Source organism: Pseudomonas sp. A-RE-22, assembly GCF_019956035.1.
Classification (GTDB): domain Bacteria; phylum Pseudomonadota; class Gammaproteobacteria; order Pseudomonadales; family Pseudomonadaceae; genus Aquipseudomonas; species Aquipseudomonas brassicacearum.
Genome location: NZ_JAHBCZ010000001.1, coordinates 1 through 12,834 on the forward strand (window position 1 = coordinate 1; position 12,834 = coordinate 12,834).

Below are 12,834 nucleotides of genomic sequence, written 5' to 3' on the forward strand. Positions count from 1 at the left end.
GAATATGGGGATGATCACGTGCGCTTCGCGCTGATCGAAAACCAGGACCGGATTCGCCAGGCCGTGCGCGGGATACGTGGGATGTTCCGGGCGGATGGGTTGATAAACAAACCTGGCGCCTGACGCAAAAACAACGGTGGGAGTTTGCTCCCACCCTGGATCTGTTGATCACCCGAAACCAGTGTGGGAGCGAGCTTGCTCGCGATAGCGACATAACAGTCAGCATCTCTGTCGACTGTTACACCGCCATCGCGAGCAAGCTCGCTCCCACAGTTGGGTATTGCTCTGGTTCAGACCACCAGCGACAGCAGCAGGATAAAGATCAATCCCACCACGGACAGGATGGTTTCCATCGCGGTCCAGGTCTTGAACGTTTCGGCCACGGTCATGTTGAAGTACTGCTTGACCAGCCAGAAGCCCGCGTCGTTGACGTGGGACAGGATCAACGAACCGGCACCGGTCGCCAGCACCAGCAGCTCACGGTTCACACCCGGCATCATCCCCACCACTGGCACCACGATCCCGGCACCGGTAATGGTCGCCACCGTCGCCGAGCCTGTGGCAATGCGGATCACCGCAGCCACCAGCCACGCCAGCAGGATCGGCGAGATCTGCGCACTCACCGCCATGTGGCCGATCACGTCGCCCACACCACTGGTCACCAGCATCTGCTTGAAGCCACCACCGGCACCGATGATCAGGATGATCGCGGCGGTCGGCGCAAGGCTGGCATCCAGCCATTTGAGCATCTGGTTGGCACCGATGCCCTGCTTGTAGCCGAAGGTGTAAAGCGACAGCAGCAACGCCAGCAGCAACGCCGAGATCGGGTGGCCGATCATGTCCATCCAGGCGCGGAAGAGGTTGCCATCGGGCAGCGCTACGTCAGCGAACGTCTTGAGCAACATCAGGAATACCGGCGACAGCACGGTGATCAGGGTGATGCTGAAGCTTGGCAGTTCGGCGGAGTCCGTCTCGCGGGCCAGTTGGTCCACCAGCTCCTGGTTCGGATGGCCGGGGATGTGCTTGGCAATGAACGTACCAAAGATCGGCCCGGCAATGATGGCCGTCGGCAGCGCTACGATCAGGCCATAGAGAATGGTCTTGCCGATGTCGGCGCCAAACACGCCGATCGCCAGCAGCGGCCCCGGGTGCGGCGGCACCAGGCCGTGGACGGCGGAAAGACCGGCCAGCAGCGGGATACCGATCTTGATGATCGACACGCCGGTGCGACGTGCGACGATGAACACCAGCGGGATCAGCAACACGAAGCCGATTTCGAAGAACAGCGGGATGCCCACCAGGAACGCGGCGAACATCATGGCCCACTGCACCTTGTCCTTGCCGAAGGCGCGGATCAGGGTCTGGGCGATCTGATCGGCCCCGCCCGACTCGGCCATCATTTTGCCGAGCATCGTGCCCAGCGCCAGGATGATGCCGACAAAGCCCAGCACACCACCGAAGCCGTCCTGGAACGCCTTGATGATGGTGCCGGTCGGCATGCCCGACGTCAGGCCGAGGAACGCGGCGGCGATGGTCAGTGCAATGAACGGGTGGAATTTGAACTTGGTGATGAGGATGATGAGTCCGATCACCGTGACCACTGCATCAAGCAGCAGGAACGTCTCGTGGGACATGCCGAACATGGGAGGTGTCTCCTGATTTGTTGTTGTTATTGAAGCAGTTATTGGTTAGCCGTCGGGGTAGCGCTATCTTTCTGACGCAAATGTTTTGAAACTCAGCCGGCAAGCTTCAAACCATGGTCCAACCACCAGACGTAAGCCTGATGCGCCAACTCTTCAACGCTGTGGCTGGACGCATCCAGAGCCAGGGTCAGGGGCTCGCCGACAGGGGATTGAAGGGTGGCAAACTGGCTGTCGATCAGGGTCGACGGCATGAAATGGCCGGGACGATGGGAAACGCGGTCGGCGGCCACTTCGGGGGTCAATTCAAGGAATACGAAGCCCAGGCCAGGCAAGGCACTGCGCAGACGCTCGCGATAACTGTGCTTGAGGGCCGAGCAGGTCAGCACCGGGCGCTCGCCCGTGGCATCGACACGGCGCAACTCATCGCACAGGCTGTCGAGCCAGCCGGCACGGTCGTCGTCGTTCAAGGGAATACCGGCGCTCATCTTCTGGATGTTGGCCGCAGGGTGGAAAGTGTCGCCTTCAATGGCAGTGGCGCCGCTCAGCTCGCATAGCGCCTGGCTGACGCAAGTTTTGCCGCAACCGGCAACGCCCATGATGACCAGGGCGGTGATGGGATTATTCATGTAACACCTCAGCGCGCAGACAGCGCTACCTTTGCCAGTTATGACACCGCAGCAAAAGCAGAAGTTGCCGACGCCTTCTTGTCATTTTTGTGGTTGCAGCATGTTCGTTCACGACACCAGCACACGGGGGATCAGGCAAACCCCACTTACGCAATTGCAGCCGCGTCGAGACAGCGCTACCTTAGTGCCTTGATTTTTGTTTGGCAAGCCGCCCTGATGACCGCCCCTAAAAACGATAAGAATACTCGCACCACCGGTCGCCCTACGCTCAACGAAGTCGCACGCCTGGCCGGTGTCAGCCCGATCACCGCCTCCCGTGCCCTGCGCGGCGTCAGCACCGTAGCCGTCGACCTGGTGGAAAAAGTCCGCCAGGCCGCCGTGGAGCTCAACTACGTCGTCAACCCCGCCGCCCGCGCCCTGGCTTCGGCCCAGAGCCATTCGGTGGTGGTGCTGGTTCCGTCGTTGTCCAACTTGTTGTTCATCGACACCCTGGAAGCCATTCATCGGGTCCTGCGACCCAAGGGTTTCGAAGTGGTGATCGGCAACTACCACTATTCCCGGGACGAAGAAGAAGACCTGTTGCGCAACTACATGGCCTATCAGCCGCGTGGTTTGCTGTTGACCGGTTTCGACCGCACCGAAAGCGCCCGACGCATGATCGAGGCCAGCAATATTCCCTGCGTGTACATGATGGAACTGGACCCCGGCGCGGGGCTCAATTGCGTCGGCTTCTCCCAGCTCAAGGCCGGCGAAACGGCGGCCGAGCATCTGATCTCCAAGGGCCGCAAGCGCCTGGCCTACATCGGCGCGCAACTGGACCAACGCACCCTGCTGCGTGGCGAAGGTTTTCGCCGCGCCCTGCAGAAAGCCGGTCTGTATGACCCGGACCTGGAACTGCTGACCCCGCGCCCGTCATCGGTAGGCCTGGGCGGCGAATTGTTCCTGCAGTTGCTGGACAACCACCCCGATGTCGATGCGATCTTCTTCGGCAACGACGACCTGGCCCACGGTGCCTTGTTCGAGGCCCTTCGCTGCGGTATCAAGATTCCCGAGCAGGTTGCGGTGCTGGGCTTCAACGACCTGCCCGCCTCGGCCCACACGGTGCCGCGCCTTAGCAGCATCAGCACCCCACGGGAAGCCATCGGCCGCCGCGCAGCCGAGCAAATGCTGACGTTAATGGCCGGCAACCGCATCGCGCAGCCGGTGGTGGACATGGGCTTTGAGCTCAAGGCCCGCGAAAGCACCTGAGCCCGGCACGATGCGGTCGATCCATGCCGACGAACGGCAAGGATTGGCCGCCCCGCTCGCCCCGCGCCAGCCCATCGCGTTGGAATACGGGCCTCGCGGCGACGGCATGGGAATTGCTCCTGCCCATCGCTCAGTCATTACCCACAGGTATTCATCATGTTGGTCAGTGCAAAACAGCAAGCGATGGTCTTGCCGCTCAAACGCCCGGGCGAAGATCCCACTGCCGAAGCCGCCAGCGGCCTGCAAAGTGCCGCGTTGCAGGCTTTGCGCGATAACGTCCAGGCCCAGGCCAGCCAGGGCGCTGCCCAGGAGTCCTTCACCCAACGAGCCACGCAACAGGTCAATGCGAGCACCGCCATCAGCGACAACGTCGACGAGGCGTTCGCCAAGACCCGCGTGCAATTGCAGACCGTGGCTTCACCAGCATCCGAAGAAACCACGACACTGGGTGGTTCTGCGACGGCAGAATTCAAGGACTACATGAGCAAGACGCCCGAAGAGCGCCTGCGCGACAGCATTCTCGAAGAGATGGGCATTACCGAGGAAGAGTTCGAGGCGATGCCGCCCGAGAAGCAGATGGCAGTCAGCCAGGAAATTGCCCAGCGCATGCAGGACAAGTCGGCGATCGCACAGGTGGAAAAGGCCCAGCAGAGCCGCACCGACGACAAAGCCTCGGCCACGGATATGTTTCTCGCCTCGCTTTAAGCCTCGCGCATGGCGGAGCGTTTGAGCTGGGGGTTAGCGCCCCAGCTCAAACCTGAGGCCAACCGAAGCAGTATCGGTTCAATGACCGAACAGGTTCACCTTCTTGGTTTTTTTGTCGGCGCGCTTTTCATCGGCAGTTTTCGCCGGTTTTTTCTTTGCCGCTTTTTTTGAATCCATGCCTTTGGCCATGATACGTACTCCACTCATACGGGATGTGAAGTCAGGTATACACCTATCGCCGCACCTGCGTTCTTTTATAATCGCCCTCCCCTTATCGCCCACGACCCTGTCATGTCCGAAATCCATTATGCAGCGCTCGAAGAGTCGCTCTGGCCGCTGATGAACAAGTTCTATCGCGCCCACCAATCCTCGATGAAAGCGGTGCGTGACGCGCAGCTCTGGGTGGCGCGGCGCGATGAGATCGTCGCCGCCCTGTGCCTGCGGCCGGTGTCGGGTGGGCATTGGTTGACAGGGTTGTTCGTCGCCCCGGCGTACCGAGTACAAGGCATCGCCGCACGGTTGATCGCCGAAGCGGTGAACGGCGTGAATGAACCGGTGTGGCTGTTCTGCCACCCGGATCTGCGCGGTTTTTATGAACGGAGTGGTTTCAGCTTCGACCCCGAACTGCCCTATGCGATGGCCGAACGCCTGAGCCGGTATGCGCGTAGCAAGCCGATGATTGCGATGGGGCTTGCGCCTGCAAAATCCTGAAAATCAACACACCCCATTGTGGGAGCGAGCTTGCTCGCGATGGCGTCAGGTCAGTTGCATCAATAGTGGCTGACACACCGCAATCGCGAGCAAGCTCGCTCCCACAGTGTTCTGTGGTGGGTTATCAATCGTCGGCCGTGGGGTCCAGGTCCGGGAACATCACCTCGGTAAACCCGAACTTGCTGAAATCACTGATACGCGACGGGTACAAGCGCCCGATCAGGTGATCGCATTCATGTTGCACCACCCGCGCATGAAAGCCCGAGGCGTAACGCACGATCGGCTCGCCCTTGGGATCGAAGCCTTCGTAGCGGATATCCTGGTAGCGCTCGACCGCCCCGCGCAGGCCCGGCACTGACAGGCAACCTTCGAAGCCCTCTTCCATCTGCGGGCCCAGTGGGGTGATCAGCGGGTTGATCAGGATGGTCTGGGGCACCGCCTCGGCGTCAGGATAACGCTCGCTGTGCTCGAAGCCGAAGATCACCAGTTGCAGGTCCACGCCGATCTGTGGCGCCGCCAGGCCGACACCGCCGACGCTTTCCATGGTCTGGAACATGTCGTCGATCAGTTGCCACAACTCTGGGCTGTCGAACATTTCGGCGGGCACCGGTGGGGCGATACGCAGCAGGCGTTCGTCGCCCATTTTCAGGATGTCACGGATCATGGTCGGGCTTCGTCAGGGTGGGGATGAGGGATGGAATGGTCGCGGCCCAGGCCCGACACATGCTGTTTTTCGTGCTCGCCCGCGCTCTTTTCGCCCGGGTTCTTGCCCTCGGTGGACATGTGCTCGATCACCGCATTCATCTCCGCACCGAGCAGCAGCACCGCCGAAGAAATATAGAAATACAGCAACAACACGATGATCGCACCGATGCTGCCGTACATGGCGTTGTAGTCGGCGAAGGTCTTGACGTAGAAGGCGAATCCCAGGGAGGCGACGATCCACACCACCACCGCCAGCACAGAGCCCGGGGTGATGAAGCGGAACTCCTGCTTGACGTCGGGCATCACGTAATAGATCAGCGCCACGGCCACCATCAACAGAAACACAATCACCGGCCAGCGCACGATCGTCCACAGCGTGACGATGAACGTCTCCAATCCGACCTGGGCCGCGATCCAGCCCATCACCTGCGGTCCGAGCACCATCAGTGCAGCGGCGGCCAACAGCATGCCGGCGATGCCGATGGTGTAGAAAATCGACAGCGGAAAACGCTTCCAGGCCGGACGGCCCTCGACCACATCGTAGGCGGCGTTCATCGCGCTCATCATCAGCCGCACGCCCGCCGAGGCGGTCCACAACGCAATGACGATACCCACCGACAACAGCCCGCCCTTGGATTGCTGGAGCTGGTCGATCACCGGGTTGACCTGCTCCAGGGCCTGGGGCGGCAGCACCAGCTCCGATTGCAGGCGCAGCCAGGAGAAGAAGTCCGGCAGGTGCAGGAAGCCGATCAATGCGATCAAAAAGAGAATGAAAGGAAACAGCGAAAACAGCATTTGGTAAGCCAATGCCGAGGCGTAGGTCGACATCTCGTCGTCGAGAAACTCGGTCACGGTGCGCATCATCACACGATGCAAGGGTAAGCCTTTCAAGGCCGGGAACATCATGTGCGTCTCCTTTCGCCGCAAAAAAAGGGGGTCGCTTGGCGACTCAGGGGCCGTTATCACAACAAAGTAGCCTGTTTGGCGACGTTGGATCAATTTCGTCTTTCATGCCCGACGCTGAATTGACCGACGATTGCCAAGCCAAGTTTCATTGTTCCTACAGCCGGGGCTTTATGTTTGCCCGGCAACCACCGAGAATGCCCCACGTATTCAGGCTGCGGCCTGAAGCTCCAACCCCGTAGGAACGTTATGAAACTCGATAAAAAACAGGCCATCGCCCGCAGAAACCAGGAACTGGGCGGCGCCGTACTGGGCGTCAACAACTGCCACTTCAGCGAATTGAACCGTAACCGCAACATCTTCTGGTTCGATATCCCGGTGGGGCGCCTGGCCATTGGTCAATACGAATGGATTCATCTGCTGCTGCACACGCCGGCCACCGATGAGCTGCTGCACCTGAAGGTGCCGACCGTGTTCCTGCGCGAGAAAATGGAAGGCCTGGAAGTGCGCAACCAGGGCAAGCGCAAGGCGGCCCTGAGCCTGGAATTGAGCGCTGACAAGGATTCCTACCTGCAGGACATGCGTCCGGGGGGTACCAATCTGGATTTTGCGCAGTTCAGGTTGTAATGCGATTTCCTAGCTTTGGTGTGTAGATCCGTTGCTGCGGTAACGGATATGTACCCAATCCAGCCCAAAAGAAAACGGCGCTTTCCCTCCCTCGGAAAAGCGCCGTTTCCTTAAGTGAATAGCATCACCGCATCAGCGGGGCTTTTCATTGGCAACGGTCTTACTTCTTCAGCCCCAGTTTCCTGAGCTCTTCATCCCGCAACTCGCGCCGCAGGATCTTGCCCACATTGGTAGTCGGCAAGGCATCACGGAACTCCACGGCCTTGGGCACCTTGTAGCCGGTGACGTTGGCACGCATGTGTTCCATCACCTGTTCCTTGGTCAACGTGACACCCGGCCGGGCGACGATGAAGATCTTGATCGCCTCGCCGGACTTCTCGTCCGGTATGCCGATGGCCGCGCACTGCAGCACGCCCGGCAGGGTTGCCAGCACATCTTCCAGTTCGTTGGGGTACACGTTGAAACCGGAGATCAGGATCATGTCTTTCTTGCGATCGACGATGCGCATGTAGCCGTCCGGCTGGATCAACGCAATGTCACCGGTCTTGAGCCAGCCTTCGCTGTCGAGGATCTCGTCGGTGGCTTCCTGGCGCTGCCAGTAGCCCTTCATGACCTGCGGACCTTTCACACACAATTCGCCGATTTCGCCCAATGGCTGTTCGACACCCGCGTCATTGATCACCTTGCACAGCGTCGACGGCACCGGAATGCCGATAGTCCCGATCTGGATGTGCTGGATCGGGTTGACGGTGGCCACCGGGCTGGTTTCGGTCATGCCGTAGCCTTCGCAGATCGGGCAACCGGTCACTGCTTTCCAGCGCTCGGCTGCTGCCAGTTGCAGGGCCATGCCGCCAGACAGGGTGACTTTCAGGGCAGAGAAATCCAGCTTGCGGAAGGCTTCGTTGTTGCACAGGGCCACGAACAGCGTATTGAGGCCGACGAAACCGCTGAACTTCCACTTCGACAGCTCCTTGACCATCGCCGGCAGGTCACGCGGGTTGCTGATCAGGATGTTGTGGTTGCCGATCAGCATCATCGCCATGCAATGAAAGGTGAAGGCGTAGATGTGGTACAGCGGCAGCGGCGTGATCAGAATCTCGCAACCTTCATTGAGGTTGGAGCCCATCAGCGCCTTGCACTGCAGCATGTTCGCCACCAGGTTGCGATGAGTGAGCATCGCGCCCTTGGCCACGCCAGTAGTGCCGCCGGTGTATTGCAGCACGGCCACATCGTCACTGGAGGGGTTCGCTTCGCTCACGGGTTGGCCGTGGCCTTTGCTCAGCACATCGTTGAACTTGACGGCCTTGGGCAAGTGATAGGCCGGGACCATCTTCTTGACGTACTTGATCACGCTGTTGATCAACAGGCGCTTGAGCGGCGGCAGCAGGTCGGCGACTTCGGTGACGATGACGTGCTTGACGCTCGTCTTGGGTACCACGGTCTCGGCCAGGTGCGCCATGTTCGCCAGGCACACCAGCGCCTTGGCCCCGGAGTCGTTGAACTGGTGTTCCATTTCCCGCGCGGTATACAGCGGGTTGGTGTTGACCACGATCAGCCCGGCGCGGATCGCCCCGAACACGGCCACCGGGTACTGGAGAACGTTGGGCAGCTGCACGGCGATTCGATCACCTGGCTGTAAATCGGTATGCTGTTGCAGGTACGCGGCAAAGGCACCGGACAACTCGTAGAGTTCACCGTAGGTGATCGTCTTGCCGAGGTTGCTGAATGCCGGCTTGTTGGCAAAGCGTTGGCAGGACTGCTTCAACACCGCCTGAATATTCGGATACTCGTCTGGATTGATGTCGGCAGCAATCCCAGCTGGGTACTTATCCTTCCAAAAGTCTTCAATCATGGAAGCCCACTCCTCAGCAACGCGAATTCTCACCGCATTTGATGCGATTATTATTGGTGTGTGTTTATTGGTGAATCTGGCTTGAATCAAGGCCGAGAAGTCACAAAAGCGCGCCGAGAGTAGCAGCTTTGCCAGGGGCCGACTAGAGCCAAAAGTAGCCCCCACAGTCACAAACATGACTCGTGAATATTTTATGGTCATTTTTAGAGTAAAAAATCTACAGCCTGTTAAATCTCTCTGAATCAAACAACTGTGGGAGCACAGCTTGCTCGCGATAGGGATATGTCAGCCAATACAAATGAGGCTGTTCCACCGCTATCGCGAGCAAGCTGTGCTCCCACAGGTTTTCGTCAGGACAGATACCCCGGCGGACCTCAGGCAATATCGCGCAGCTCCCTCCGCAGAATCTTGCCCACCGGCGTCATGGGCAACGACTCCCGCAGCACAATGTGCTTGGGTACCTTGTAGCCGGTGAAGTTCTCCTTGCAGTAGGCCTTGAGTTCTTCAAGGCTGACGCCGGTTTCCCGCGCCACCACGAACAGCTTCACCGCCTCCCCCGAACGCTCGTCCGGCACACCGATTACCGCGCAGTTGGCCACCTTGGGATGGGCCATCACCACGTCTTCGATCTCGTTAGGGTACACATTGAAGCCCGAGACGATGATCATGTCCTTCTTGCGATCGACGATGCGCACGAAACCGTCCGGGTCGATCACCGCGATATCGCCGGACTTGAACCAGCCCTCGTGGTCCAGCACTTCGGCCGTGGCCTCAGGCTTGTTCCAGTAGCCTTTCATGATCTGCGGGCCCTTGATGCACAGCTCACCGCGCTCGCCCAGGGGCTGCTCGACGCCATCGTCGTTGATCACTTTCATCAGCGTGCCTGGCACCGGCATCCCCACCGTGCCCAACCGGGACTTGCCGCCGTAAGGGTTGGCACTGGCCACTGGCGAAGTTTCGGTCAGGCCATAACCTTCGGTGATGCCACAACCGGTGATCTGCTCCCAACGCTCGGCAGTGGCCTTGATCAGCGCCGTGCCGCCCGAGTTGGTGACCTTGAGGTTGGAAAAATCCAGGGTCTTGAAATCCGGATGGTCCATCAATGCCACGAACAACGTGTTGAGCCCCAGCAGCAGCGAGAAACGCCAGTTCTTCAGTTCCTTGATGAAACCACCGATGTCCCGCGGATTGGTGATCAGCACGTTGTGGTTGCCGGTCACCATCATGCACATGCAGTTCGCCGTGAACGCATAGATATGGTACAGCGGCAGCGGTGCGATCATGACCTCCTGGCCTTCGCGCAACAGTGGATGGCCGTCATCGCCGAGCTGCCCCAGGCAGGCCCGGGCCTGTTGCATGTTGGCCACCAGGTTGCCGTGGGTCAGCATCGCGCCCTTTGCCAATCCGGTGGTGCCGCCGGTGTATTGCAACACCGCAATATCGTCGAGGCTGACTTTCAGCGGCTTGATGCCCTGGCCGCGGCCCAGGCGCAAGGCGCTCTTGAAGGAAATGGCCTGGGGCAGCGAATAGGCCGGGACCATTTTCTTGACCTTGCTCACCATCGTGTTGACCAGCCAGCCCTTGGCGGTGGGCATCAGGTCACCCATCTTCGCTTCGATCAGGTACTGCAGGTCCGTATCGGGCAACACCTCCTGGACTTTCTGCCCGAACATATTCAGGTACACCAGCGCCCGGGCACCGGAGTCCTTGAACTGATGACGCATTTCCCGCGCGGTGTACAACGGGTTGGTGTTGACCACGATCAGCCCGGCACGCAAGGCACCGAACACGGCGATCGGGTATTGCAGGATGTTAGGCATCTGCACCGCGATTCGATCACCTGGTGCCAGGTCGGTATGGGCTTGCAGGTAGCCGGCGAAAGCCGCGCTGTAGCGCTCCAGCTCGGCATAGGTGAGGGTCACCCCCATGTTGCTGAACGCCGGACGGTCGGCAAATTTCTTACAGGAACGTTCGAACACCTCGATCACCGACTTGTAGGCCCCAAGATCAACATCCAGGGGCACGCCGGTCGGGCGTTTGTCATTCCAGAAATCAGGCTGCATTGTTTTTGTCCTCTTTACCTGAGCATGTCCGGGCCGCATCTGTATCGCTTGCAGAGGCGGAGCTCCTGGGACACTAGCAGCTATGGCCAATCAGGCAAATATGGCAACCTGCGTCATAGATTGTGTGAATCTTCCTGCCATGGCGTGGCCTGATCAGGCGAGACGCAGCGGATGCGCTATACAATGCAGCGACGCTGCGTCTGACTTTGTGCAAAGGAATCGCCATGATCCACCAAACGTTCTGGCTGACCGCGACCGACCATAGCCGCCTGTTCGTCAACCAGTGGCTGCCCGAAACCGCCCCTTTGGCGGTGATCATGCTGGCCCACGGCATGGCCGAACACAGCGGCCGCTACGCCCGTCTGGCCCAGGCGTTGTGCGACGAAGGCTACGGTGTCTGCGCCATGGACCTGCGCGGCCATGGCAAGACCGGCGAGGAAGCGATTCTCGGCCATTTTGCCGACGAGGACGGCTGGGCCAAGGTCGTGGGCGATCTGGCCAGCCTCAACCACCACATCGTCCAGCAATACCCCGATACCCCGATCCTGCTGCTGGGCCACAGCATGGGCAGCTACATCGCCCAGGGTTACCTGTTGCATCACAGCGCCAGCCTGCACGGGGCGATTCTCAGCGGATCGAACTTTCAACCGGTGACGCTCTACCGCAGCGCTCGCCTGATCGCCCGCTTCGAACGTCGGCGCCAGGGTGCCACGGGGCGCAGCGCGTTGATCGAGTGGCTGTCGTTCGGCAGTTTCAACAAGAAATTCAAACCCACGCGTACCCCCTTCGACTGGCTCAGCCGCGACCCGGCCGAAGTCGACCAGTATGTCCACGACCCGCTGTGTGGCTTTCGCTGCACCAATCAACTGTGGGTCGACCTGCTCGGCGGGTTGCAGCAAATCAGCAAAGCGTCCAATCTCGCCCAGATCGATCCGGGCCTGCCCGTGCTGGTGATCGGTGGCGAATGTGATCCGGTGAGCGAAGGCAAGCGTCTGAAGGATCTGGCCGACGCCTTGCGTGACGCCGGCATCCGGCACCTGCAATTGACGATTTACCCGCAGGCCCGGCACGAACTGTTCAATGAAACCAACCGCGATGAAGTGACCGCCGACGTACTGGCCTGGATTGCCCAGGCCCTGAGCCACAAGCGGCCGCCACGCAGCGAGTAGGCTTGCAGCATTTTTCCTTTACTCCTTCACAGGATTTGAAACAGATGACCCAGGTTACCAACACTCCTTACGAAGCCCTCGAAGTAGGCCAGACCGCCAGCTACAGCAAGACCGTCGAAGAGCGTGACATCCAGCTGTTCGCGGCGATGTCGGGCGATCACAACCCGGTGCACCTGGACGCCGAGTTCGCCGCCGCGAGCATGTTCAAGGAGCGCATCGCCCATGGCATGTTCAGCGGTGCGCTGATCAGCGCCGCGGTGGCCTGCGAGTTGCCTGGGCCGGGCACTATCTATATCGGCCAGCAGATGAGCTTCCAGAAGCCGGTGAAAATCGGCGACACCCTGACCGTGCGCTTGGAGATCCTGGAAAAACTGCCGAAATTCCGTGTGCGCATCGCCACGCGCGTGTTCAACCAGCGCGACGAGCTGGTGGTGGACGGCGAAGCCGAAATCCTCGCACCGCGCAAGCAGCAGACCGTGACCTTGCCGACGTTGCCGGCGATCACCGTCGGTTGATTCACAGGCGCCTACGGTGAGTGACTTGTGGCGAGCCGTTGTGTGGGAGCAAAGCTTGCTCGCGATG

The 12,834-nt window shown here is 60.0% G+C and carries 13 protein-coding genes; 7 read left to right on the forward strand and 6 right to left on the reverse strand.

The genetic code is table 11. From position 1 onward, the window contains the following. Positions 1-123 (forward strand): hypothetical protein (locus tag KGA89_RS00005; RefSeq protein WP_223470243.1); only part of this gene is annotated, 123 nt, incomplete at its 5' end. Between the two features lie 167 nt (positions 124-290). Here KGA89_RS00005 and KGA89_RS00010 read toward each other — a convergent pair. Next, a complete protein-coding gene (locus tag KGA89_RS00010; protein ID WP_003198592.1) occupies positions 291-1,643 on the reverse strand; it encodes a GntP family permease in 1,353 nt (450 codons plus the stop codon). Positions 1,644-1,735: 92 nt separating this feature from the next. Then, positions 1,736-2,269, reverse strand: coding sequence for a gluconokinase (locus KGA89_RS00015; RefSeq protein ID WP_003198590.1), 534 nt, complete (start codon positions 2,267-2,269; stop codon positions 1,736-1,738). A 216-nt stretch (positions 2,270-2,485) separates the two neighbouring features. Between KGA89_RS00015 and KGA89_RS00020 the strand changes: the two genes are divergently transcribed. The 3 genes from KGA89_RS00020 to KGA89_RS00030 all read left to right on the forward strand — a co-directional run bounded on the left by KGA89_RS00020 (position 2,486) and on the right by KGA89_RS00030 (position 4,933). Then, positions 2,486-3,517 (forward strand): LacI family DNA-binding transcriptional regulator, encoded by a 1,032-nt coding sequence (locus KGA89_RS00020; RefSeq protein ID WP_223470147.1) that lies wholly within the window; start codon positions 2,486-2,488, stop codon positions 3,515-3,517. A gap of 156 nt (positions 3,518-3,673) precedes the next feature. After that, a complete protein-coding gene (locus KGA89_RS00025) occupies positions 3,674-4,222 on the forward strand; it encodes a hypothetical protein (RefSeq protein ID WP_223470148.1) in 549 nt (182 codons plus the stop codon). A gap of 291 nt (positions 4,223-4,513) precedes the next feature. Then, on the forward strand, positions 4,514-4,933 hold the full coding sequence (locus KGA89_RS00030; protein ID WP_003198583.1) for a GNAT family N-acetyltransferase: 420 nt from the start codon (positions 4,514-4,516) through the stop codon (positions 4,931-4,933). A gap of 124 nt (positions 4,934-5,057) precedes the next feature. Here the strand turns inward: KGA89_RS00030 and def are convergent, their stop codons facing one another. Further along, on the reverse strand, positions 5,058-5,597 hold the full coding sequence (def, locus tag KGA89_RS00035) for a peptide deformylase (protein WP_003198581.1): 540 nt from the start codon (positions 5,595-5,597) through the stop codon (positions 5,058-5,060). Beyond that, a complete protein-coding gene (locus KGA89_RS00040; RefSeq protein ID WP_003198579.1) occupies positions 5,594-6,544 on the reverse strand; it encodes a YihY/virulence factor BrkB family protein in 951 nt (316 codons plus the stop codon). Before KGA89_RS00040 ends, def begins: the two co-directional genes overlap by 4 nt. 246 nt (positions 6,545-6,790) lie before the next feature. Between KGA89_RS00040 and KGA89_RS00045 the strand changes: the two genes are divergently transcribed. Further along, on the forward strand, positions 6,791-7,168 hold the full coding sequence (locus KGA89_RS00045) for a hypothetical protein (protein ID WP_003198577.1): 378 nt from the start codon (positions 6,791-6,793) through the stop codon (positions 7,166-7,168). 160 nt (positions 7,169-7,328) lie between these two features. On the opposite strand, the gene fadD1 is transcribed toward KGA89_RS00045, so the two are convergent. Both fadD1 and fadD2 read right to left on the reverse strand, forming a co-directional pair. Continuing rightward, positions 7,329-9,020 carry a long-chain-fatty-acid--CoA ligase FadD1 gene (gene fadD1 / locus KGA89_RS00050; protein ID WP_223470149.1) on the reverse strand — a complete coding sequence of 564 codons (1,692 nt, stop codon included), beginning with the start codon at positions 9,018-9,020 and terminating at the stop codon, positions 7,329-7,331. A 374-nt stretch (positions 9,021-9,394) separates the two neighbouring features. Further along, positions 9,395-11,083, reverse strand: coding sequence for a long-chain-fatty-acid--CoA ligase FadD2 (gene fadD2 / locus KGA89_RS00055; protein WP_223470150.1), 1,689 nt, complete (start codon positions 11,081-11,083; stop codon positions 9,395-9,397). Positions 11,084-11,307: 224 nt separating this feature from the next. Here fadD2 and KGA89_RS00060 point away from each other — a divergent pair, with 224 nt between their 5' ends. Together KGA89_RS00060 and KGA89_RS00065 are read left to right on the forward strand one after the other, a co-directional pair. After that, entirely contained in the window at positions 11,308-12,252 is a 945-nt protein-coding gene (locus KGA89_RS00060) for an alpha/beta hydrolase (RefSeq protein ID WP_003198571.1), read from the forward strand. 44 nt (positions 12,253-12,296) lie between these two features. After that, positions 12,297-12,767 (forward strand): MaoC family dehydratase, encoded by a 471-nt coding sequence (locus KGA89_RS00065; protein ID WP_003198569.1) that lies wholly within the window; start codon positions 12,297-12,299, stop codon positions 12,765-12,767. Positions 12,768-12,834: the final 67 nt, after the last annotated feature.

What these genes read in the sequence shown, in the direction of transcription:
- KGA89_RS00010 (WP_003198592.1), bottom strand. Translation starts at nt 1,643, where the DNA reads ATGTTCGGCATGTCCCACGAGACGTTCCTGCTGCTTGATGCAGTGGTC.
- KGA89_RS00015 (WP_003198590.1), bottom strand. Translation starts at nt 2,269, where the DNA reads ATGAATAATCCCATCACCGCCCTGGTCATCATGGGCGTTGCCGGTTGC.
- KGA89_RS00020 (WP_223470147.1), top strand. Translation starts at nt 2,486, where the DNA reads ATGACCGCCCCTAAAAACGATAAGAATACTCGCACCACCGGTCGCCCT.
- KGA89_RS00025 (WP_223470148.1), top strand. Translation starts at nt 3,674, where the DNA reads ATGTTGGTCAGTGCAAAACAGCAAGCGATGGTCTTGCCGCTCAAACGC.
- KGA89_RS00030 (WP_003198583.1), top strand. Translation starts at nt 4,514, where the DNA reads ATGTCCGAAATCCATTATGCAGCGCTCGAAGAGTCGCTCTGGCCGCTG.
- def (WP_003198581.1), bottom strand. Translation starts at nt 5,597, where the DNA reads ATGATCCGTGACATCCTGAAAATGGGCGACGAACGCCTGCTGCGTATC.
- KGA89_RS00040 (WP_003198579.1), bottom strand. Translation starts at nt 6,544, where the DNA reads ATGATGTTCCCGGCCTTGAAAGGCTTACCCTTGCATCGTGTGATGATG.
- KGA89_RS00045 (WP_003198577.1), top strand. Translation starts at nt 6,791, where the DNA reads ATGAAACTCGATAAAAAACAGGCCATCGCCCGCAGAAACCAGGAACTG.
- fadD1 (WP_223470149.1), bottom strand. Translation starts at nt 9,020, where the DNA reads ATGATTGAAGACTTTTGGAAGGATAAGTACCCAGCTGGGATTGCTGCC.
- fadD2 (WP_223470150.1), bottom strand. Translation starts at nt 11,083, where the DNA reads ATGCAGCCTGATTTCTGGAATGACAAACGCCCGACCGGCGTGCCCCTG.
- KGA89_RS00060 (WP_003198571.1), top strand. Translation starts at nt 11,308, where the DNA reads ATGATCCACCAAACGTTCTGGCTGACCGCGACCGACCATAGCCGCCTG.
- KGA89_RS00065 (WP_003198569.1), top strand. Translation starts at nt 12,297, where the DNA reads ATGACCCAGGTTACCAACACTCCTTACGAAGCCCTCGAAGTAGGCCAG.